The sequence below is a fragment of the Bradyrhizobium macuxiense genome (assembly GCF_001542415.1).
Classification (GTDB): Bacteria; Pseudomonadota; Alphaproteobacteria; order Rhizobiales; family Xanthobacteraceae; genus Bradyrhizobium; species Bradyrhizobium macuxiense.
Genome location: NZ_LNCU01000036.1, coordinates 30134 through 49011 on the forward strand (window position 1 = coordinate 30134; position 18878 = coordinate 49011).

The 18878-nt window shown below is 61.9% G+C and carries 15 protein-coding genes; 9 read left to right on the forward strand and 6 right to left on the reverse strand.

Annotated elements, in window-relative coordinates; all coding sequences use genetic code 11:
• Nucleotides 1–24 precede the first annotated feature (24 nt).
• Together AS156_RS09705 and AS156_RS09710 are read left to right on the forward strand one after the other, a co-directional pair.
• The gene (locus tag AS156_RS09705) at nt 25–882 is read left to right on the forward strand and encodes a glycosyltransferase family 2 protein (protein ID WP_082747406.1); all 858 of its coding nucleotides are present in this window, start codon (nt 25–27) and stop codon (nt 880–882) included.
• Nucleotides 879–1760 (forward strand): polysaccharide pyruvyl transferase family protein, encoded by an 882-nt coding sequence (locus AS156_RS09710; RefSeq protein WP_066503233.1) that lies wholly within the window; start codon nt 879–881, stop codon nt 1758–1760. Before AS156_RS09705 ends, AS156_RS09710 begins: the two co-directional genes overlap by 4 nt.
• Before the next feature lie 35 nt (nt 1761–1795).
• On the opposite strand, the gene AS156_RS09715 is transcribed toward AS156_RS09710, so the two are convergent.
• The 4 genes from AS156_RS09715 to AS156_RS09730 form a co-directional block, all read right to left on the reverse strand.
• Nucleotides 1796–3127, reverse strand: coding sequence for a glycoside hydrolase family 16 protein (locus AS156_RS09715; RefSeq protein WP_066503234.1), 1332 nt, complete (start codon nt 3125–3127; stop codon nt 1796–1798).
• A gap of 8 nt (nt 3128–3135) precedes the next feature.
• Entirely contained in the window at nt 3136–4113 is a 978-nt protein-coding gene (locus AS156_RS09720; RefSeq protein WP_066503235.1) for a glycosyltransferase family 2 protein, read from the reverse strand.
• Between the two features lie 218 nt (nt 4114–4331).
• Nucleotides 4332–5324, reverse strand: a complete 993-nt coding sequence (locus tag AS156_RS09725) for an NAD-dependent epimerase/dehydratase family protein (protein WP_245312674.1) — start codon at nt 5322–5324, stop codon at nt 4332–4334.
• Nucleotides 5324–6526: a glycosyltransferase family 4 protein gene (locus AS156_RS09730; RefSeq protein ID WP_201456018.1), complete on the reverse strand. Its 1203-nt coding sequence runs from the start codon at nt 6524–6526 to the stop codon at nt 5324–5326. Before AS156_RS09730 ends, AS156_RS09725 begins: the two co-directional genes overlap by 1 nt.
• A 580-nt stretch (nt 6527–7106) precedes the next feature.
• Between AS156_RS09730 and AS156_RS09735 the strand changes: the two genes are divergently transcribed.
• From AS156_RS09735 to AS156_RS09760, 6 genes are all read left to right on the forward strand, one after another.
• Nucleotides 7107–7430, forward strand: a complete 324-nt coding sequence (locus AS156_RS09735) for a hypothetical protein (protein ID WP_066503238.1) — start codon at nt 7107–7109, stop codon at nt 7428–7430.
• Between the two features lie 650 nt (nt 7431–8080).
• The coding region (galE, locus tag AS156_RS09740; RefSeq protein ID WP_245312675.1) for a UDP-glucose 4-epimerase GalE at nt 8081–9044 on the forward strand (964 nt) is incomplete at its 3' end.
• Between the two features lie 31 nt (nt 9045–9075).
• Nucleotides 9076–10236: a glycosyltransferase family 2 protein gene (locus tag AS156_RS09745; protein WP_201456019.1), complete on the forward strand. Its 1161-nt coding sequence runs from the start codon at nt 9076–9078 to the stop codon at nt 10234–10236.
• Nucleotides 10230–13169, forward strand: a complete 2940-nt coding sequence (locus tag AS156_RS09750; protein ID WP_082747408.1) for a trifunctional glycosyltransferase/class I SAM-dependent methyltransferase/polysaccharide deacetylase — start codon at nt 10230–10232, stop codon at nt 13167–13169. The genes AS156_RS09745 and AS156_RS09750 overlap by 7 nt, the downstream gene beginning before the upstream one ends.
• Entirely contained in the window at nt 13166–14173 is a 1008-nt protein-coding gene (locus AS156_RS09755; protein ID WP_066503243.1) for a glycosyltransferase family 2 protein, read from the forward strand. Before AS156_RS09750 ends, AS156_RS09755 begins: the two co-directional genes overlap by 4 nt.
• Nucleotides 14174–14178: 5 nt before the next feature.
• Nucleotides 14179–15990 (forward strand): ABC transporter ATP-binding protein, encoded by a 1812-nt coding sequence (locus AS156_RS09760; protein ID WP_245312676.1) that lies wholly within the window; start codon nt 14179–14181, stop codon nt 15988–15990.
• A gap of 44 nt (nt 15991–16034) precedes the next feature.
• Here the strand turns inward: AS156_RS09760 and AS156_RS09765 are convergent, their stop codons facing one another.
• Nucleotides 16035–17189, reverse strand: coding sequence for a hypothetical protein (locus AS156_RS09765; RefSeq protein ID WP_245312677.1), 1155 nt, complete (start codon nt 17187–17189; stop codon nt 16035–16037).
• A gap of 136 nt (nt 17190–17325) precedes the next feature.
• On the opposite strand from AS156_RS09765, the gene AS156_RS40450 reads away from it, so the two are divergent.
• Nucleotides 17326–17607 (forward strand): hypothetical protein, encoded by a 282-nt coding sequence (locus AS156_RS40450; RefSeq protein WP_245312678.1) that lies wholly within the window; start codon nt 17326–17328, stop codon nt 17605–17607.
• A gap of 109 nt (nt 17608–17716) precedes the next feature.
• Here AS156_RS40450 and galE (AS156_RS09770) read toward each other — a convergent pair whose 3' ends face one another.
• A complete protein-coding gene (gene galE, locus AS156_RS09770) occupies nt 17717–18721 on the reverse strand; it encodes a UDP-glucose 4-epimerase GalE (protein ID WP_066503245.1) in 1005 nt (334 codons plus the stop codon).
• Between the last annotated feature and the right edge of the window lie 157 nt (nt 18722–18878).

The window sequence follows — 18878 nt, forward strand, 5'->3', positions numbered from 1 at the left end:
CTGACCAAGGCTTGAGCGAATAGAATGCATGAAGTTGCAATAACGTTGGTCCTGTGCTCTCGAAATGGAATGAGGACCGTCGGAAAATGTCTGGACCATATCCGGTCGATGGACGGCGCTGATGCCGTCGAGGTTGTGCTGGTCGACAACGGCTCAACGGATGGCACTTTCGGGGTCATGCAGGAGTTCTGCAGGTCCAACCCAACGCTGTGGCGTGCCATCCTGGAGACCAAGCCGGGCAATTCGGCCGGTCGAAATACCGGGATTACGGCGTCATCAGGCGAGATCATCCTCTTCATCGACGATGATTGCTACCCTGATCGCGAATTTGCATCCGCCTGGAGAACGGTATTCGCGCAGGATCCCCGGTTGGGCTTCGGCTCGGGGCGAATCCTGCCGTATGACGCACGGCAATCTCCGCTTGGTTGCAACACCAGCACCACGACACAAATTCTGGCATCGTCCACTTTTGTGCAGCGAGGATTCGTGCAGGGGTCCAACATGGCATTCAGGCGTCAGTGCTTGACCGATGCCGGGATGTTCGACGACCGTTTTGGGGCCGGCACGCCGTTTGCCGGCGAGGAATGGGAAGTCGCCGTCAGGGCATCATACGCCGGCTGGACCGGCGGGTATTTCCCGGGCCCAACCGTGGCCCACGATCACGGCCGCTTTGATGACGCGGCGTTCGTTCGCGGGCACTATTACGATATCGGCGCCGGCGCGGTGTACGCCAAGCATCTCTTGACGGCGCATGCCCCTGCGACCGTCGTAGAGATCGCGCGGGATATCCGCAGACAGATCAGGAAGCGTGCCGCCGTGGGTCCGTTGTTTGGAGGAGCCGTGCAATATTATTCGACCATGATGCGTCAGGCGCGATCATGAAGCTCTACTACTATCAGAGCACCGCGCCGAATTTCGGTGACGATCTGAACAATGTGCTCATGCCGAAGGTCTTCCCGCGCTTCTTCGACGAAGACGAGCTGACCCTGTTCCTTGCGATTGGGTCCGTGCTGTTCGACCATCATCCTCAGCAGTCGCTGAAAGTGGTGTTCGGATCGGGATTCGGGCAGTACACCGCGGCGCCCCAGCTCGACGAGCGATGGAAGTTCTATTGCGTGCGTGGACCGCTGACCGCGCAAGCACTTGGACTCGACGAGCGGCTGGTCGCGGCCGATGCCGCCGTGCTGGTCAATCGTCACTTCCGGAAACAGGTCCCCAAGCGCTTCAAGTTCAGCTACATCCCGCATTGGCAGAGCCTGTTGAACGGCAACTGGCCCAGGGCCTGTGAATTGGCCGACATCGAACTGATCGATCCGCGTTGGCCGGTCGATCGGGTCCTCGAGATGATTCTTGCCTCGAACACGGTCATCACCGAGGCGATGCACGGCGCCATCGTGGCCGATGCGCTACGGGTGCCGTGGGTGCCGGTTCTGCCATTCCACCGATCTCATCGATTCAAATGGTCGGACTGGGCCGGCGCTCTCAAGATCAATCTCAGGCCTTACCCGACCTTTCCTGCGACGTTGCACGACCTCTGGGTTTCCAAGACGGGCAGGGACGGCAACTGGATGTCGAGCAAGAACCGGCTGGTTCAACTGGCTGTCGGAGCGGCCAATGACACGCTGCCCTATGCTGCCGCGCGCGGCTTGCGGCGGCTGAGCGAGATGGAGCCGGTGCTCAGCTCCGACATCGCGCTGGCGAGAGCCGTCGCGAAGCTGGAGGAATCGGCTGACCAGATTCGCCGGGATTTCGATCGTTGATCGCCTGATGCATCGCGTCTTGATCTCGACAACCTTCAGAACTGGATGACCTTGACGCCGGCGATATGCATTCTGGCGGGAAAAGCAGCGGGATCACTCGGCTCGTCCGCCGGGCCACCGACGGCAACATCCATCAGCATGTACCAGGGCCCGGCGCCGACCAGGTTCGGCATGGCGCAATAGGGCTTGTCGTTGAGGTAGTAGACGATCTGTTGCTTCCCGATCAGGCAGCCGAAGCGGTTGAACCGGGAGAAAAGGTCGGCGCCTTCTTCCACCAGGCCGAGCGGCACCGCCGCGCCGCGGGCGTCGGGGCCCCTCTCGCCCTTCCAGTGGATGCTCGAGAAGATGACGTCGTCCCGATACTGCGGCGATGCAGTGATGTAGGCCTCGATGACGTCGATCTCGGGCGGCCAGCCGGGTTCGACAGGCAACAGCCATAGCCCGGGCCAGCTACCTGGGATCCTCGCCAATCTGACATTGAACTCGACGTAGCTGTTGAAGGTGATGCGGTTGAACAGTGTTCGCGACGTCAACAACGCAGATGAAAATCGGAACGGCGTTTCTTTCCGCCAGCCCGGCATCAGCTTGCCGCCCTGACCATCCGATAGCCCGTTCTCGTGATGCTCGGCCTGGATGAAGCGGCAGCCCGTCGCCGGATCTATTCCCCACACCGTCGTTTCCGGATTGAGCGCCGGGTCGGCGTAATAGCCCAACTCCTTGTTGCCGTCCTGGCGGCGTCCGGTGGCAAGACGACTCTGCCAGCACGGCGCGCCGTTGGGCGAAAATCCGCTGTCGCTGGCGAAATCGCGATCGAGCAGGCGATCGGAAAATACCTCGGAGCCGTGCGAAGGCAGCGGCGGCAGCGGGATGTCGTCATTGGCATAGGAGGCCGTGATCGAAGGTTGCTCGCTCGATCGCACCTCGCCGGCGGTGTGCGCAAGACCGAACAGCGGATATCCGAAGTCCGATATCTGGACGACAATTGACTTGCCCGCCTCAAGCGGCCGCACAAGGCGGATCTTCACCAGTTTGACCTGCTCGCCAGGCTGAAAGATCAGGAAGCCACGAGCCAGGACGAAGTCTGCACCGGCCGCCGCTGCGCCCGGCACCGCCCCGATCGTTCCGTTGCCGTTGAGCGTCTCGTATTCCAGCACGATCGTGCAGGCGGTCGGCGCGTTGAGCTTGACCGGCACTTCCGCCCAGAGCTCGGTGGATCGGATCGTCGTATCCACCACGCTGATGATGGCGTCGCCGAATGACAAGGCGCCATTAGCTGCGGCCGCAGTGTCGACGACGGTGAGCGGACCGATGGTCGTCAATGCGAGTCCGACCGAGCCCTTGAGCAGCGTCCTTCGCGTTGCGCGCATCCTCGGCGTCACCGGCTCTTTGTTTCCCAAAGGCGACGTCCGGACGAGAAGCCAAAGGAGACGAGGGACTGTACGGCCAGCGCGGCAAGGCCCAGCGGGACGGCCAGCACGAGCGCGCCAAACCTGCGTTTCGCGATCGCGTATTGGCCCGCCGTGCACAACTCGGTCCGCAGCGTGCGAAGTCCCTGCCAGTCGCGCCGGCGCCAGGTCGAGCTGAGCCAGCGCAGGATGAAGGTCGTGCGAGTATCGGACCGCAGGATGTACTTGGCGTAAAAGCTGCCGCGGCCGCGATCATATGAGCTGAGCAGCGCGGGCACGTCCGCATCGACGCGGCCGTGATCGTGCGCCACGGTCGGGCGAGGGTCGAAGCAGGCGTCGAAGCCCGCCCACAGTACCGCGGTCACCGCATCAATGTCCTCGCAAGGAAAGCGCGTGCCCGCGCCGAGATCGGGATCGATACCGCCGATCGCCTGCAGAGCCTCGCGCCGAAACGCGAGATTGGCGCCTTGCAGCGTGCCGGCCCTGACAAAGGTCCGCTTCGGGTAGACACGCGGTGCTTCGCTTTCCTCGATCGTGATCCTGGCGTGGTCCGGATTGTGGAGAAGGATGCGGCCTCCGACCACGCCCGCTCCGGGATGGTCGGTAAAGGCAGCGAAGATCGCGTCGACATAGTCGGGCGAAGGATAGCAGTCGTCGTCAGTGAAGGCGACGATCCTGCCGCGCGCGTTTTCCCAGCCGAGATTGCGGGCAGCACCGAGACCGATCCGCTCGCCGAGAACGTATCTCGAAACCGGGTCGTCGGTGAATGCACGCCGCAGTACGGCGGCCGTATCGTCGGTCGACGCGTTGTCGACCCAGATCACCTCGTAAGCGTGATCGGTGTGCAACGCCCGCAACGCGCCCAGCGTCCCCGACAGGCGGCCCGCACGATTGCGCGTGCAGATCACGATCGATACGTCGATCTCTCTGGTTGGATCAGCATCCACAATCAGGTCCTGCGTACGTCGCCGGGCGGGGAGGGGTGACCGCGATATCGTCGGGGTCGTCTACAGGCCGGCATCGCTGTCCGGCTCTGCCCTCGTTAATGGCGGAGAGGCCGGAGTCCGAATTCTCGTATTCCCTCGATGATCCGCGACGCGCCGGCCGCGACTTCGCGACCGGCAGTGTTGCAAGAGTTCCGGGTTGGCCTTGACCGGGCCGTCCGTCAGGCCGCTGCCCTGGTGTTGCTGCGGATCTGGCGATCGATCCATTCATAGGTCTTCTCGAGACCGGAGCGCAGCGTCGCGGACGGTTTCCAGCCGAGCTTCTGCCCGATCAGGCGGTTGTCCGAGTTACGGCCGCGGACGCCGAGCGGACCGGGAATGTGTTTCTTGATCACCTTCTTGCCGGCGATGTCGGATACGAGATCGACAAGCTGGTTGATCGTGACCATCTCCTCCGACCCGACATTGACCGGACCTTCGAATTCCGACCGGGTCAGGCGTATGGTGCCTTCCAGGCACTCGTCGATATAGAGGAACGAGCGGGTCTGCGTGCCGTCGCCCCAGATCTCGACCTCGCCATGGTTGGAGGCCTGGGCGACCTTGCGGCACACCGCGGCGGGCGCCTTCTCCTTGCCTCCCTCCCAGGTGCCCTCGGGCCCGAAGATGTTGTGATAGCGCGCGACGCGGTTCCGCATTCCGTGGTTGCGGTTGTAGGCGAGATATAATCTCTCCGAAAACAGCTTCTCCCAGCCATATTCGCTGTCGGGCGCCGCCGGATAGGCCGAATCTTCCGCGCAGTTCGGATTGTCGGGATCCTTCTGGTTATGCTCCGGATACATGCAGGCCGACGACGAATAGAACATGCCGCGCACGTTCCGCTTCTGGCAGGCATCGAGCATGTTGAGGTTGATGGTCGCCGAATTGTGCATCACGTCGGCATCATGTTCGCCCGTGAAGATATAGCCTGCGCCGCCCATGTCGGCGGCGAGCTGATACACCTCGTCGAACTTGCGATCGGTGATCTGTCTGCAGAAATTCTGGTCGCGAAGATCGCCAACCACGAAATCATCAGCCTCGGTTTCCGCAAACGGTGGAAATTTCAGGTCGACACCGCGGACCCAGAAGCCCTCGCGCTTGAGCCGCTTGACCAGGTGTCCGCCAATGAAGCCACCCGCGCCGCAGACGAGGGCGGTAGGCATGTTCTTCGTCGCCATTAGATTTTCCTTTCCGCAGTTTTCGAACCGATTGCATAGTCAAATACTGTCTCAAATCGGTCCGTTACCGATTTGATGTCGTAGTTTTCGAGTGCAAATGACCTCGCTTTGGCGGCTGCATCTGCTCTCATGGCTTCGTCGTCGAGAAGCCGCAGCGCAGCCTTCAGGAAGGCCGCCTGGTCGACGGGATCAACGACCAATCCGGCGCCATTGCGGCGAACTACGTCGGAAGCGAGATTTTCCTGCGGCGCTGCAAGCAGCACGGGACGCCCGGCGCAGAAATAGGATTGCACCTTTGAGGGCACAGAGAATATTCCCGCCTCCGGTTCGATGGTCGCAACGGCGACGTCGGAGGTGGCGAGCACCATCGGGAGATCCGCAAAGGGTTGCAGCGGCAGCAGGATGAGATTGTCCAGTCCCAGCTCAGCCTTGGCCTGCTCGAGATGCGTGACGCCGACGCCCTGGCTGACGGTCACGACATTGGCGCGTCCCTTCACCATCTTGGCGAGCTGCACCAGCAGGTCCGGATTGTGCTTCAGCCCGAGCGTACCCGAATAGAGAAAGTTGAACGAGTTATTCAGTCCGTGGCGGCGGGCCCAGGCGTTGTCCTTCGGATGAGGCGCGATATCGTTCAGCGCGCCCCAGTTCTCGATCACAAAGACGTTGTCCTCAGTGCCGGTCCATTTGCTCGCGAGCGGCGAGAAAGCGTTCGTGATGACGACGACCGCATCGGAGCTCTGAAACTGGCGTCGCTCGAGAAATCGGTAATAGGCTCCGATCATGGCACCGGGCGGCCCCAGCTTCTTGCGCAATAGCTGCGATACCGCCACGCTGTAGAAGTCCTGAACCCAGAACACGAACTTCGACCCGGTCTGCTTGCAGGCGTTGACGATCGCCGACTGGGCTTCCGTTGGTGTATTTCCGGAGATTACAACGTCCGGTTTGTCCGACTGCACCAGCTTTGCAACTTCCTTGCCGTAGGCGACGTCGTCGAATCGGCGGCGCACGAAGGACGCCTTGTCGTAGGGGCGCGACAGCTTGACGCCGGTAAAGGAGAGGTGGGCGGGATCGGCAGACGATCTCTCCAGCTTGCCTTTTGGGCCGAGATCGCCGTGAAAGTAGGCGTGGCTGACTTCATGTCCGCGCAATGCCAGTTCGCGGCTGAGATCAACCTGAAACGGGTGCCCTGCGTAGTCGTGCACGAAGATCTTCACAACCGCACCGCCAATCCCGCAACCGGTACATGACCGTCACGGAAATGTTCACGAGGTGCGATCGTTCGCCGTGCGTCGATGGATCGAAGTAGTTGGTCGTCGATTTGCATTATCCTCAATTTCGAACCTTGTTGAACGCAGCGCCACTTGATGCGGCCGCAGACTTCATGTTTCGGAGGCACTCTGCTCGAATATTGGACAACAGCTGAGTGAGGCATGATCGCGGCTTCTATTCGACGAGTAAGAAAATCTTGTGTCGGTGAGAATTCAAAATCGGTGCCAAGTGGTGGCAGCGACGAGGACCATCACACGGCGCGCTCAAAAGTCGTCGAGGTGTGCGTTGTTGCCTCAAAGCGGCCACATAAGCAGTGCCTACGCGACGATGCCTTCATGCTGCGTTCGCGTCTGCACATTATCTTCTGCTGTCATCGTGCGGCCGGACAGAAGGCGACGCGTGCAGTGTGCTCTTCCAGTAGATCGATCCTTTGGGGGTCCTATGTCATCTAGGTTCGTTGCTATCGCCGTGGCTGGATGGCTTGCAGGATGCACTGCAGCTCTTGCGGATCCGATGACGCTGGATTTCTCCTGGGCGGGGGAGAAAGGCTGCGTCTCGCTCTTCCCGAATCCGGAATTTCATCTTGAGAATGTTCCCGCAGGCGCGAAAAGCGTGTCGCTGACGCTGACTCAAGGCGTCAGGGAAATGGGCGGAGAGGAACTCCCGCTGCCCCGGAACGGCATTTTACCTGCTGGAACCTTCCGAACTTTCGCTCCGTGCAATCCGGGCGTGTACCAGTGGACGGCGCAGGCAAAATCGGCGACCGGAGAAGTTTTGTCCGAGGCACGCAAGGCGCGCTACTATCCCTCTGACGAGGTTGCGGAACACAAGCCTTAATCTCCCGTGACGAACGGATGACGTCACCATTGGCTGGAACCGCACGAGCGCGTGCCGACCGTCGTTTGGCTTACACGTTGATTTGACGGAACCCATGGCGCGTACGCGGCCACATTGTCGCCGCTTGGCTGAACTTCGCGTCGCGATCACGTCTGCCGCAACCGCGGGCGTTGTGCTCACCGAGGAGCATATCTATGTTCTGCGATGCGGCAGGTAGCGCTGGCGGTTATCGTAACAATCCAATGGAACTTTGGTGGACGTGCCGACGACGTTGCCCGCAGCCTGCATAATCTGCGCGTCATAGATCCACGATAGTGGAACCGGTGTGTCCGCAGTGCACGGTAGCGTGCGCTGCTAGTATCTCATCGCGAAGAAGCCGTATTCTGAATCGATACCTTTGTACGTACCTGGAAATACTGCCCAGTCACTTTGAAAGAGAGAATTGCGCGAGGAGTGAGGCCAATCCTGTTTCGGCGACAAATCAGACTATCGAGTTTCACCGCGCTCCCAGTTTCCGAAGGCCATGCCGTCGTCATGGACGAGCACGAAGGCCTGTCGAGGTCGCAGTGCGCGCAGTCGCGTCAACGCCTCACGGGGCCGATCAGCTGTTGCATCGGCAAGCTCGCCGGTTGCGGCGCCGGAGTGGCCGCATGACCCGGACGGTACTTGTCACCGGTGGCGCGGGATATGTCGGCTCTCACTGCTGCAAGGCGTTCGCCAGAGCCGGCTGGAACGTCGTGGTGCTCGACAACCTGTCGCGCGGATGGCGCGACGCGGTGCGTTGGGGACCGCTGGTGGAGTGCGACGTTCGCGATTCACTCGCCGTGCGGAGCGCGATCGAGACGTATGAGCCGGATCTGGTCGCACATTTCGCAGCGTTCGCCTACGTCGGCGAGTCGGTTGAGAACCCGGCGATCTACTACGAGAACAACACTGCCGGCACGCTTGCGCTGCTGAACGGGATGCGCGCAACGGGGTGCCGCAACATCCTGTTCTCCAGCACCTGTGCCAGCTACGGCGTCCCGCAGCACATCCCGATCGATGAGAGCCATCCGCAAGCGCCGATCAATCCCTATGGCTGGTCGAAAGTGATCATCGAGCGAATGCTGGAGGATTTCGGCGCGGCCTATGGAATGGCGTCGGTGTCCTTGCGCTATTTCAACGCCGCCGGCGCCGATCCCAACGGGGAAATCGGCGAGCGACATGATCCCGAAACGCACGCCATCCCGCTTGCGATCGAGGCCGCACGCCGAACCGATCGGCCATTTACAATCCTCGGCACGGATTTTCCGACGGCGGACGGCAGTGCCATCAGGGATTACATCCACGTCAACGATCTGGCGCGCGCTCACGTTCTCGCAGGCGAAATGCTGGTCGAGCGGGGAGGCACACATGTGTTCAACCTGGGGACCGGCGTCGGCACCAGCGTGCTCGAATTGATCGAGGCGGTGAAACGGGTCGCCGGAAGCGAGCCGGTCGTGCGCCATGGCGCGCGCCGGGCCGGCGATCCGGCCAGGCTCGTCGCATCGTTCGCGAAGGCCGAGCGAGAGCTCGGCTGGCGGCCGCAGCAATCCAATATCGACTTCATTATCGAAACTGCACTTGAGTGGCGGGNCCGCCGGTCTGACCCAGCAGCGAAACGGCCATGCTCCCTTCTTTCGCAGACCTGCCGCCAGGCGAGGGGGTCACGCACGTAGCGGTGATGTCGCCCGCGGACATCGCCGGAACGGGATTGGGCGAGGGCATGACCGTGTTCTGGCTGGGCGACCGTCCGATCGGCCACATCCTGATGCGTGAGGGACTGCAGATCGGCTCGCGGATTGATCACATCGATGCCGACTTTCTCACCTCTATCGGGGACGAGTCGCAAAGGCAGGTCCAACCGACTGTCTCGGCGAGCGTGGTCATCTGTACGCGGGACCGGCCGGAAGAGCTCGCCGCATGCCTTGCGTCATTGCCGCGACAAACCTTTCGGCCGCGTGAGATCATCGTGGTCGATAACGCATCACGCGACCAGCGCACGCGCGATGTCGCGCTGGCCGCGGGAGTGGTCTACGTACGCGAAGATCGGCCCGGGCTCGATATCGCCCGCAATACCGGCGTGCTTCGCGCAACCGGCGACATCGTGGCCTTCACCGACGACGACGTCGTGCTTCACCCCCGTTGGCTGGAGCACCTGGTGGCCGCATTCGATCAGCCGCAGGTGGCGGCCGTGACCGGGCTTGTCCTTCCGGCCGAACTCGCAACCGAGGCGCAGCGGCACTTTGAAACCTATTGGGGGTTTGGCAAGGGTTACCGGGAGCGGGACTTCGACAGTTCAAGCTTCAAGTCACATCGCAGGGATGCATTCCCGGCGTGGGAAATCGGTGCCGGGGCCAGCATGGCATTCCGTCGCGACGTGTTTGAACGGATCGGCTTGTTCGACGAACGTCTCGATGTCGGTCAGGCGGGATGCTCCGGTGATTCGGAATATTGGTACCGCCTGCTCGCAAGTGGCTACACGTGCCGCTACGCGCCTTCCTCGGTGGCGTTCCATTCGCACCGGCGGACGATGGAAGGGCTCGCGAGCCAGATCTACTACTACATGCGGGGCCACGTCGCGGCGCTCCTGGTCCAGTATGAGCGCACGGCGCTCCAGGGGAACCGGGTGCGCGCTTACTTGTACCTTCCGACATGGTACTCCTACCGGCTGCTTCGCAGGGCCATCGGACGCAAGCGCATTGACGACCGCTTTCTCAAGGAGGAGATCGCCGGCTGCGTGTCAGGATTCCGCTTCTACCACAGCAAGGGGAAGTGCGAATGGTGACCGGTTCACGCAGCTCGATCGTCATCCCCGCGCGCGATGCCGAGAAGACCATCGCCAGGACGCTCGAAAGCGTGTTGGCGCAGACCGATCCGGGATGGGAAGCGCTGATCGTTGATGACGGATCCGTCGACGCAACGCCAGCGATCGTTGCCGGATACGTCGCGCGGGACACGCGCTTCGTTCTGCTCAAGTCAGACGGGCGAGGTGTATCGACGGCGCGCAATGTCGGCCTGTCCAGCGCAAGCGGTGAGCGGCTTCTGTTCCTCGACAGCGACGACTGGATCGACGCGCAATTCCTGGAGAAGATGAACGCGGCGTTGGATGAAAATCCTTCAGCGATCGCCGCCTGCTGCGATCATTGCCGCGTGATGCCTGACGGCGGCCAAAGGCCTCGCTATCGCAACGCAGTGGTTGCGGCCAATCCCTTCGAAGCGTTCGCGCGCAGTTGTCCCGTCGCGGTTCACGGCGTTCTGGTCAAAAGAAGCGCAGTCGTGGGGGTTGGTGGCTTTGACGCCAATCTTCGCACCTGCGAGGAATGGGATCTCTGGCAGCGTATCGCGCGAACTGGCGGCAACTGGATTCATGTCGACGAGTTGCTCGCCTATTATTGGTCGAGCGAACATTCCCTGTCCGGGGATGTCAGGCAAATGCTGTCCGACGGGACGGCGGTTATCGCTCGTGGATTTTCTGTCGATGAACGGGTCGCGAATCCGGCGGAAGAGCATCGGAACGGCGCATGCGTCGCTTTCGACAGGTCACAGGCGTCGGCGCATTCCTATTTTGCGTTGTGGTGCCGCGGCATCGATTGTGCTCGCGGCAACGAGAACCGCCTTTCCCGGGACGTGCTTGGCGACATACCGCAATTGGTCACCGCTGCGGATCAGATCGCGTTTTGCCTGCTGGACTCGATCTCGGTGGGGGCCCGCGCAACGCCCGCGAGATTGGCCCGTCGCTGGCAGGAGTTCGGCGCGCATGTGACCGAGCTGATCACTGCAATCGGACAAGCCTGGAATGATCCGGCAGAGGCCCGAAGGATCCAGTATCGGTTCGAGCGCACGCTGCTCGACTACGACGACCTCTCGGCGCCGCGGCAGCTTGCCCTGACAATGGGCCTCCGTGTCGATCTTCGGCAGCTGCCCGCGTTCTGTCCGCCCCAAGATGTGGACCGGCTCTACGTCTATGTCTGCGATGGACCGCAGGTGCTGGCCTTGCTCGATGTCGGATTGCTCGGAGCGGTGGATCGCGAATTCTGGGTGACGCTGGTCCGCGGGCATCTCGCTCACCTGCCTATTCCGGCGGGCTGGAATTGGCGACTCCGAGACCTCGGCTGGCCCACCAAGTTGATCAAGCGAGTTGGTCAACTCGTGCGGAGCGGGCCGGACAGCCACGAGCATCGACTGCGGGTGCTGCAAGAGCGCATGTCGAACGAAGTCGCATCGCGGCCTGCATTGAGCGAGCCGGTGCCGGGCATCGGCCACAGTCACGCTCTTGAAGAAGGCCCGCGCGACCTTGGACGGGCGTTGTTCTGGGACAGGTTCTTCGAAACAGAAGACCCTTGGAACTACGGCTCGCCCTATGAGCAGGAGAAGTACCGTCGGCAACTGGACTTGTTGCCTGCTGCGCGGCCGGAACGTGCGATCGAGTTGGCCTGCGCAGAAGGGCATTTCAGCCGGCAACTGGCGTCCAGGGTTGGTCACCTCCTGGCGTCCGATATTTCATCGACCGCGCTCGATCGGGCTCGCTTGCGATGCAGCGACATCCGGAATGTGGATTTCGTCAAGCTTGATCTGTCGGCTGACCGGCTCCCCGATGCTATGGATCTCGTCTGTTGCTCCGAGGTGCTTTACTACCTGGATGACCAAACCGAACTGCAGCGTGTTGCGCGAGGAATCGCGCGGGCCTTGCGCCCCGGTGGCCATCTCATCACGGCGCACAGTTACGTCTTGCAGGACGATACGTCTCGCACCGGGTTCGATTGGGAAAGCCCGTACGGGGCCGAGACGATTGCGCGGGTGATGGCAGAGTTGCCAGAGCTTGCGCTAGAGGCGTCGATACAGACCGAACTCTATCGCCTCGATCGCTACAGACGCCTAGCACCTGGCGAGGTCAAGCCTGATCCGCAGGTGAGGGCTGCGCAAATTGATGCGCCGATCGAACGGGAGGTTGCGCGATTTGTCGTGAGGAACGGCGCCGTCAAGCGGCGATCGGACGTCCGGCAATCGGAGCGACGCTCGCACGTTCCGGTCTTGATGTACCATCGCATTGCAGCCGATGGACCGGAGCAGCTTGCGCGCTATCGCGTCAATCCGGATGACTTTGCGGAGCAGATGTTGTGGTTGCGAAGAAATGGCTACCACACGATCAACTCGGAGCAGTTGGCCTGGTTTGTCGCCAACAACCACCCCTTTGAGGGCAGGCCGCTGCTGATCACCTTCGACGACGGGTATCTGGATTTTGCCGAGCAGGCCTGGCCGGTGCTGAAATCCAACGATCTCTCCGCGGAAGTGTTCATCGTCACCGATCTGGTTGGTGCGCGGGCTGAGTGGGATGCGTCATTCGGAACGCCGGCGCCGCTGATGGATGCCGACAGGATCATCGCGCTTGCCGGCGAAGGCGCGATGTTCGGCAGCCATCTTGCGCGCCATCCTCGAACCGACAGGCTTTCAAGTGCAGAGCTTGCCGAGGAACTGCTGCGGTCCCGCATCCAGCTCGAGACCTGGCTGGAGCGGCCCACCTCGTCGCTTGCCGCTCCATTTGGATGCACCGATCAGCGGTTTCGAATCCTCGCCGCGGAGTGCGGCTATAAGGCTGTATTCAACACGGTCGAGCGGGCCGCCGGCTTGCAGGACGATTTGCTCGACCTTCCGCGCATCGAGGTGAGGGGCGACCATAGTCTGGACGCATTCGTGCACTGCTTGGAGCAGTATCAATGAGTACAAGTACGTGCCTGGTCAGTGTCGTTATTCCAGCGTTCAACGCTGAGGCCACCATCGACGAGACGCTTCGCAGCGTCAGGTCGCAGTCGCATGAGCAGCTCGAGATCATCGTGGTGGACGATGGTTCCACCGACGACACGCTCGTGGTGGCGCAGCGGCATGCGGATCGTGATCCGCGCATTGCGATCATCAAGCAGGACAACGCCGGTGTGGCGGCCGCTCGCAATGCCGGATGGCAGGCTGCGCACGCTGAATTCATCGCATTCATCGACGCCGATGATCTGTGGGCGCCCGGCAAGATCGAACGGCAGCTCCAGGCGATGATTGACGGAGGAGAGCGGACCGGCCTCGTCTACAGCTGGTATGCCTGGATCGATGCCAAGAGCCGCGTCAGCGTGAAATGCGATCCGGTGTTTCACGCCGGCGAGGTGCTTGACTATCTGTTCGAGGGCAACTTCATCGGCAACGGAAGCGCGGCAATGGTCCGGAGGGAAGCCCTGATTGCGGCGCGCGGATTCGAAAGTGGTCTCCGCGCATCCGGTGCGCAGGGCTGCGAGGATCTGCTGTTCTATTGCCGCGTTGCTGAGACCTACCACTTCGCGGTGGTTCCTGCATATGAGATCGGCTACCGCTATTTGCCGAACAACATGTCCAGCGACATGACGCGGATGTTCCGCTCCTGGATGTTGGTTGCCGACGAGATGGCGGCTCGGCATCCCGATCGGATCGCCTTGCTCGATCGTGGAATCAGCAACTACGCAAGGTGGCTGCTCCGCAGAGCGCTGACGGGCGGCCATTTGCGGTATTTTGCATCGGTCCTCTCGCTGCTGTTCCAGCGGAATCCCGTGTTGGCCGTCAAGGTCGCTACGCTTAGCCTGCCGCGGGACATCCTCTCTGCAACGTGGTGGACGTTCCGGAATCTGCGACAGCGAGAGTTCCGACGGCCATTGCCGTCATTCCTGATCGGCGACCCCAGTCAATCCCGATGGCAGAAAGCATAGACGACATGAAGAGGCCGAAAGCGGCGCGGCGCGCGGCATTGGCCGAACTGTGGCGGCTCCTCAAGGTGGCTCCGCTGCCGCGTTGGGCGACGCCGCTGCTGATCGTGCTTGGCGTGGCTTCATCGCTGGCGGAGACGGTCGGGATCACGCTCGTGCTGCTCTTCTTCTATCTCGCCATGGGACAGGTGGAACTTGCCACGTCCACTAGCGGCTTTTTAGGCGATGCGCTCCGGCATGCGACCAGCTGGTTTCACAGCACGACCGAGACCGCGCTGGTGGTGCTTCTTCTGATCATCGTGCGCGGCGCGCTGGCCTTCGCCAATACGTTGATCAGCGCGCATGTCGGCGAGCAGATCAATGAAGTCGCGCGCAACCGCGTCCATCTGCAGTATCTGTCGACGTCATTTTCATTTTTCCAGCGTCATGACGAAGCCTACCTGATGGAGGTCCTCGGGACCGAGACGTGGTTGATCTCGGGAGCCTACAGCAGCCTTACCCGCATCATCGTCAGCTCCTGCTCGATCTTCCTGTTTCTGTCATTTCTCCTGGCGCTCTCGGTGAAGATTACGGTGATGGCTGTGGCAGCCTCGCTGGTCGTCTCTGCCGGGATGCGTCATCTTTCCCGGCCGATACAGGAGCTCGGTAGCGGTGTGAAGCTCGTTCATCAGCGGCTGGGAGAGCACATGCTGATGACCCTTCAGGGCATGCGGACGATCCGTGCGTATGGCCAGGAGAAGGTGCATCAGGAGCGCTTCGAGGGCGCGTCGGCGGAAGCGCGCCGGGTTGCGCTGGGACTCGCGCGTCTCTCCGCGCTGGTGTCTCCGCTCACCGAGGTCGGATATCTCGTGGTGCTGTGCCTCGTCATCGCGTCTGCCAACATGTGGGGAATCGGGTTCGCAACCAGCCTGACGGCGGTTGCCTTGCTCTATCGGTTGCAGCCGCATATGCGCGAGCTGGAGACCAGCCTGCTCTATATGGCGCAGATTGAGCCGCAGCTGCGCTCGATCCGGCTCATGCTGGCGAAGGACGACAAGGAATATCCGAAGCCCGGGCATCTCGCGATCGACCGGCTGGGCGACGGGATCTCGTTCCACAACGTGACCTTCCGTTACGACGCGGGGGCCGATCCGGCGCTGCGCGACGTCTCCTTTGACATTCCGGCGGGCAAGATCACCGCGCTCGTCGGCGCGAGCGGAGCGGGCAAGACCACGATCGTGAACCTGCTGCTCGGCCTTTATTCAGCGACGGAGGGATGCATTCGGGTCGATGGTCGTCCCATCGATGATATCCGCCGAACGGACTGGCTTGGTCTGCTCGCGATTGCCGGCCAGGACGTCGACCTCGTCGAGGGCACCGTGATCGACAATGTGCGCATGTCCAAGAGCGACGCGTCGGAGGCGGAGATTCTGCACGCGCTACGTGTCGCGGGTATTTCGGAGATGGTCGAGGCGCTGCCCGACAAGTACGACTCCTGGATCGGGCAGCACGGCACGCGCTTTTCGGGCGGACAGCGCCAGCGCCTTGGCCTGGCCCGCGCGATCGTGCGCAAGCCCGAGTTCCTGATCCTTGACGAGGCCATGAGTGCGCTCGATCGCTCGCTGGAGGAAAGCGTCAAGCGCGCCATCCAGCAGCAGCTCAACGGCCGCACCTTGCTCCTCATCACCCACCGTCTGGAGTCAGTGCTCGACGCGGATCACGTGGTGTGCCTCGAGGCCGGCCGGGTTAGCGCGGAGGGACCGCCTGCAAAGTTGCTTGCGGACTCGAGCAATGTGTTTTCCCGGAATCTTCGCGTCGGAGCCGTTCGGGCCGGCCATTGAAATTGCCAACGCGCGACAATTCAGCGTCTCCTCCCCGGAGAGGGTCAAGGCTTCCTGCAGTCGGAGTAGAAGGTACCGTTGGTCGCAACGATGCGCTCGATGCAGTGCTTGGGATCGACGACTGCGCCGTCGACCGTGAAATCGTAGGCCTGGTTCTTGATGATCAGCGCGTAACGGCCGGGCGTCAGCTCCAGCGCGGGATCTTCGCTGTGCAGCTCGTACATTTCCGGATTGTCGGGCAGCGGCGACACGCGGAACGGGAATGTGACGTTTCGGATCACCCAGCTGTCGCCATCCTCGGGTCGTTTGCCAGCGACCTCGGCGGAGAACTCTCGCGCGACCTTGGCGATCACGCGCACCTCCGCGCGGTCGGGCGCCGCATCGTGGCGGAATACGATGAACTTGGGACGTCCACTCGAGAGCATTGTGTGGCTCGGCGTTCGTAGCGCAGCCGACACCGCGACGCGGATATCGGGGGGACGGCCAGGCAGTAGCTCCATCTCGGCCAGGGACTCGCCTTCGATCGCATAGACGCCGTAATCCGTTGGTCGCAACGGATTGGGCTTCGGCGGCGGGACTGGAGCAGCCGCAGCCACCGCTGCGACCGGTGCGCGCTGTTGGACGGGGACCGTAGCCTGCTCCTGCAGGGGCGACCCGTGTTGCACCCAGGATGCCAGCCGGTGCCTCTGCTGGATGACGATCGCGGCTGCGCCGACGACGAGCAACACCGCAACGGTTCGCATCGCGAGTGGTGACAGCGGATGGAGGAACCTGCTGCGTGCTGCCGCAGTCGGATCGATCGAGGTGGCCGGCCGTCGTCGGCGGCCCGATCTGTCGAGGTCGGCGGCGGACAGGCTGCGCGCCGCGCCGGAGCCGTCTTGCAGCCTAGGGACTTGCGGTGGTGCCAGGGCGAATTGCTGCCTCGAAAAATCCTCGACGCCGCGAATGGCGGCTTCGAGGGCGAGCTGGGTCCGCTTGATGTCCTCTTCATCCGTGGACGTGAACTGTTCCCGTAGCTTGTAGCGGGCGAGATCGTAGACCGCTTGGCGCAGGTGCTCGGGGCTGTGCTCGACCGTGTCGATCATACGGGCGATGACAAGCGCGAACTGGACCTCGTTGGAACCTTGATCCAACGGGCCGTCATCGTTCGGCAACAAGCCGTCCGAACCCACCGGGTCCTGCGGAGTCGCTTTCTGCATGGTTACAGATTTAACCAGCTTCGATCACCGTTGTGTGAGCTTTTCGCTTAAACCAAATCGCGGCATTCTGACTAGAATATGTGCCAACGATGGCGGCGCCTTGTCGGCGCGGCCCGGCAGGTGAGAAGAGGGTTCCATGTTCCCCAGCTTGAAGTTCGGACGCGCGATGCCGGTGCTGGTCGGCGTGGCACTGAGCCTGGTTCCCAATTTCGCTTCGGCGATTACGGCTGAAGTGGCCCGAAAGTGCCATACGCTGACCGCGGCACAATTTCCGCCGCGCTTGCCCGGGAACCCGGCGGCTGGAAGTGCCAAAGGATCGGGGCGCGAGCAAACCGACTTTTACAACAAATGCGTAGCGAATGGCGGCAAGCCGGACGACAGCGCCGCTCCCCCCAACAGTGCCACTCCTGCCAAATGACCAGTTGAACCTTACCGATCAGGACGCCGCGGCGCCCGGCGTTCGCCGCCCGCGCTTGGTCAGCTGCGCGAGCGCGACGCAAGAGGAAGCATTCCGCCGCGAGGCGACGTCAGGCATATCCGTTCGGATTGGAGCTCTGCCAGCGCCAGTGATCGGCACACATGGCTTCAAGTGATCGAGTTGCCTTCCAGCCCAACAGCTCGGTGGCGTAGTCGGTTGCGGCGTAATAGGCGGCAAGATCGCCGGCGCGGCGCGGCTTGATCTCGTAGGGAATCTGCTTTCCGCTCGCCGCTTCAAATGCGCGGATCACCTCGAGAACGCTGCTTCCCGCGCCCGTGCCCAAATTGACGGCAAAGCACTGCGGGCTGCTCAGCAACGAGAGCGCGGAGACATGGCCATCGGCCAAATCCATCACATGGATATAATCCCGGACGCCGGTGCCGTCAGGCGTATCGTAATCGCCGCCCCAGACATTGAGCTGGTCGCGTCGCCCGATCGCGACCTGTGCCACGAATGGCACCAGGTTGTTGGGAACGCCCTTCGGGTCTTCCCCGATCAAGCCGCTCTCATGGGCACCGACCGGATTGAAGTAGCGCAGGATCGCCACGGCCCAGGTCGGATCGCTCACATATTGATCGCGGAGGATGTCCTCGATCATGAGCTTGGTGCGTCCATAGGGATTGATTGCGTTGAGCGGATGGTCCTCGGTGTAGGGCAGGAATTTCGGCGTGCCGTAGACGGTCGCGGATGAAGAGAACACGATCTTCTTCACGCCGGTTTTCTGCATGGCCTGGAATAGCCGGTGCGAGCCGATGACGTTCTGGTCGTAATATTCGAGTGGTTGAGCGACCGAATCCTGCACTGATTTCAGGCCGGCAAAATGCATCACCGCCGTGCACTTGTGTTGCGTCAGGACTTTTTCGATCGCGTCCTGGTCGCGGATATCGGCTTCGACCACCGTGAGCCGCTTGCCGCTGATCTGCTGAACCCGCTCCAGCGCCAGCGGGCTGCTGTTGCAGAAATTGTCCAGGACGACGACCTCTTCACCCGCCGACAGCAGGGCAACACAAGCGTGTGAGCCGATATAGCCGGCGCCTCCAGTTACCAGGATCATTCAGCGTCTCTGCGTTGTTGGATTGGATGTGCTGGCGGCATATGCGCCTATGGCAGGTCGGGGTCGGATAACCGTCATCATCGCACGGGAACGTTCTTTCTAAAAGTGTAACCAAGTCGAGGGCGAACGTCCTCATCGGCGCTGAGGATACAACGGC

Bases quoted from the DNA above. Each gene is read 5' to 3' on its own strand.
- AS156_RS09715 (WP_066503234.1), bottom strand. From the start codon at position 3,127: ATGCGCGCAACGCGAAGGACGCTGCTCAAGGGCTCGGTCGGACTCGCA.
- AS156_RS09745 (WP_201456019.1), top strand. From the start codon at position 9,076: ATGCTCCCTTCTTTCGCAGACCTGCCGCCAGGCGAGGGGGTCACGCAC.
- AS156_RS09760 (WP_245312676.1), top strand. From the start codon at position 14,179: ATGAAGAGGCCGAAAGCGGCGCGGCGCGCGGCATTGGCCGAACTGTGG.
- AS156_RS09710 (WP_066503233.1), top strand. From the start codon at position 879: ATGAAGCTCTACTACTATCAGAGCACCGCGCCGAATTTCGGTGACGAT.
- AS156_RS09705 (WP_082747406.1), top strand. From the start codon at position 25: ATGCATGAAGTTGCAATAACGTTGGTCCTGTGCTCTCGAAATGGAATG.
- AS156_RS09735 (WP_066503238.1), top strand. From the start codon at position 7,107: ATGACGCTGGATTTCTCCTGGGCGGGGGAGAAAGGCTGCGTCTCGCTC.
- AS156_RS09765 (WP_245312677.1), bottom strand. From the start codon at position 17,189: ATGCAGAAAGCGACTCCGCAGGACCCGGTGGGTTCGGACGGCTTGTTG.
- AS156_RS09750 (WP_082747408.1), top strand. From the start codon at position 10,230: ATGGTGACCGGTTCACGCAGCTCGATCGTCATCCCCGCGCGCGATGCC.
- AS156_RS40450 (WP_245312678.1), top strand. From the start codon at position 17,326: ATGTTCCCCAGCTTGAAGTTCGGACGCGCGATGCCGGTGCTGGTCGGC.
- AS156_RS09755 (WP_066503243.1), top strand. From the start codon at position 13,166: ATGAGTACAAGTACGTGCCTGGTCAGTGTCGTTATTCCAGCGTTCAAC.
- galE (WP_066503245.1), bottom strand. From the start codon at position 18,721: ATGATCCTGGTAACTGGAGGCGCCGGCTATATCGGCTCACACGCTTGT.
- AS156_RS09725 (WP_245312674.1), bottom strand. From the start codon at position 5,324: ATGGCGACGAAGAACATGCCTACCGCCCTCGTCTGCGGCGCGGGTGGC.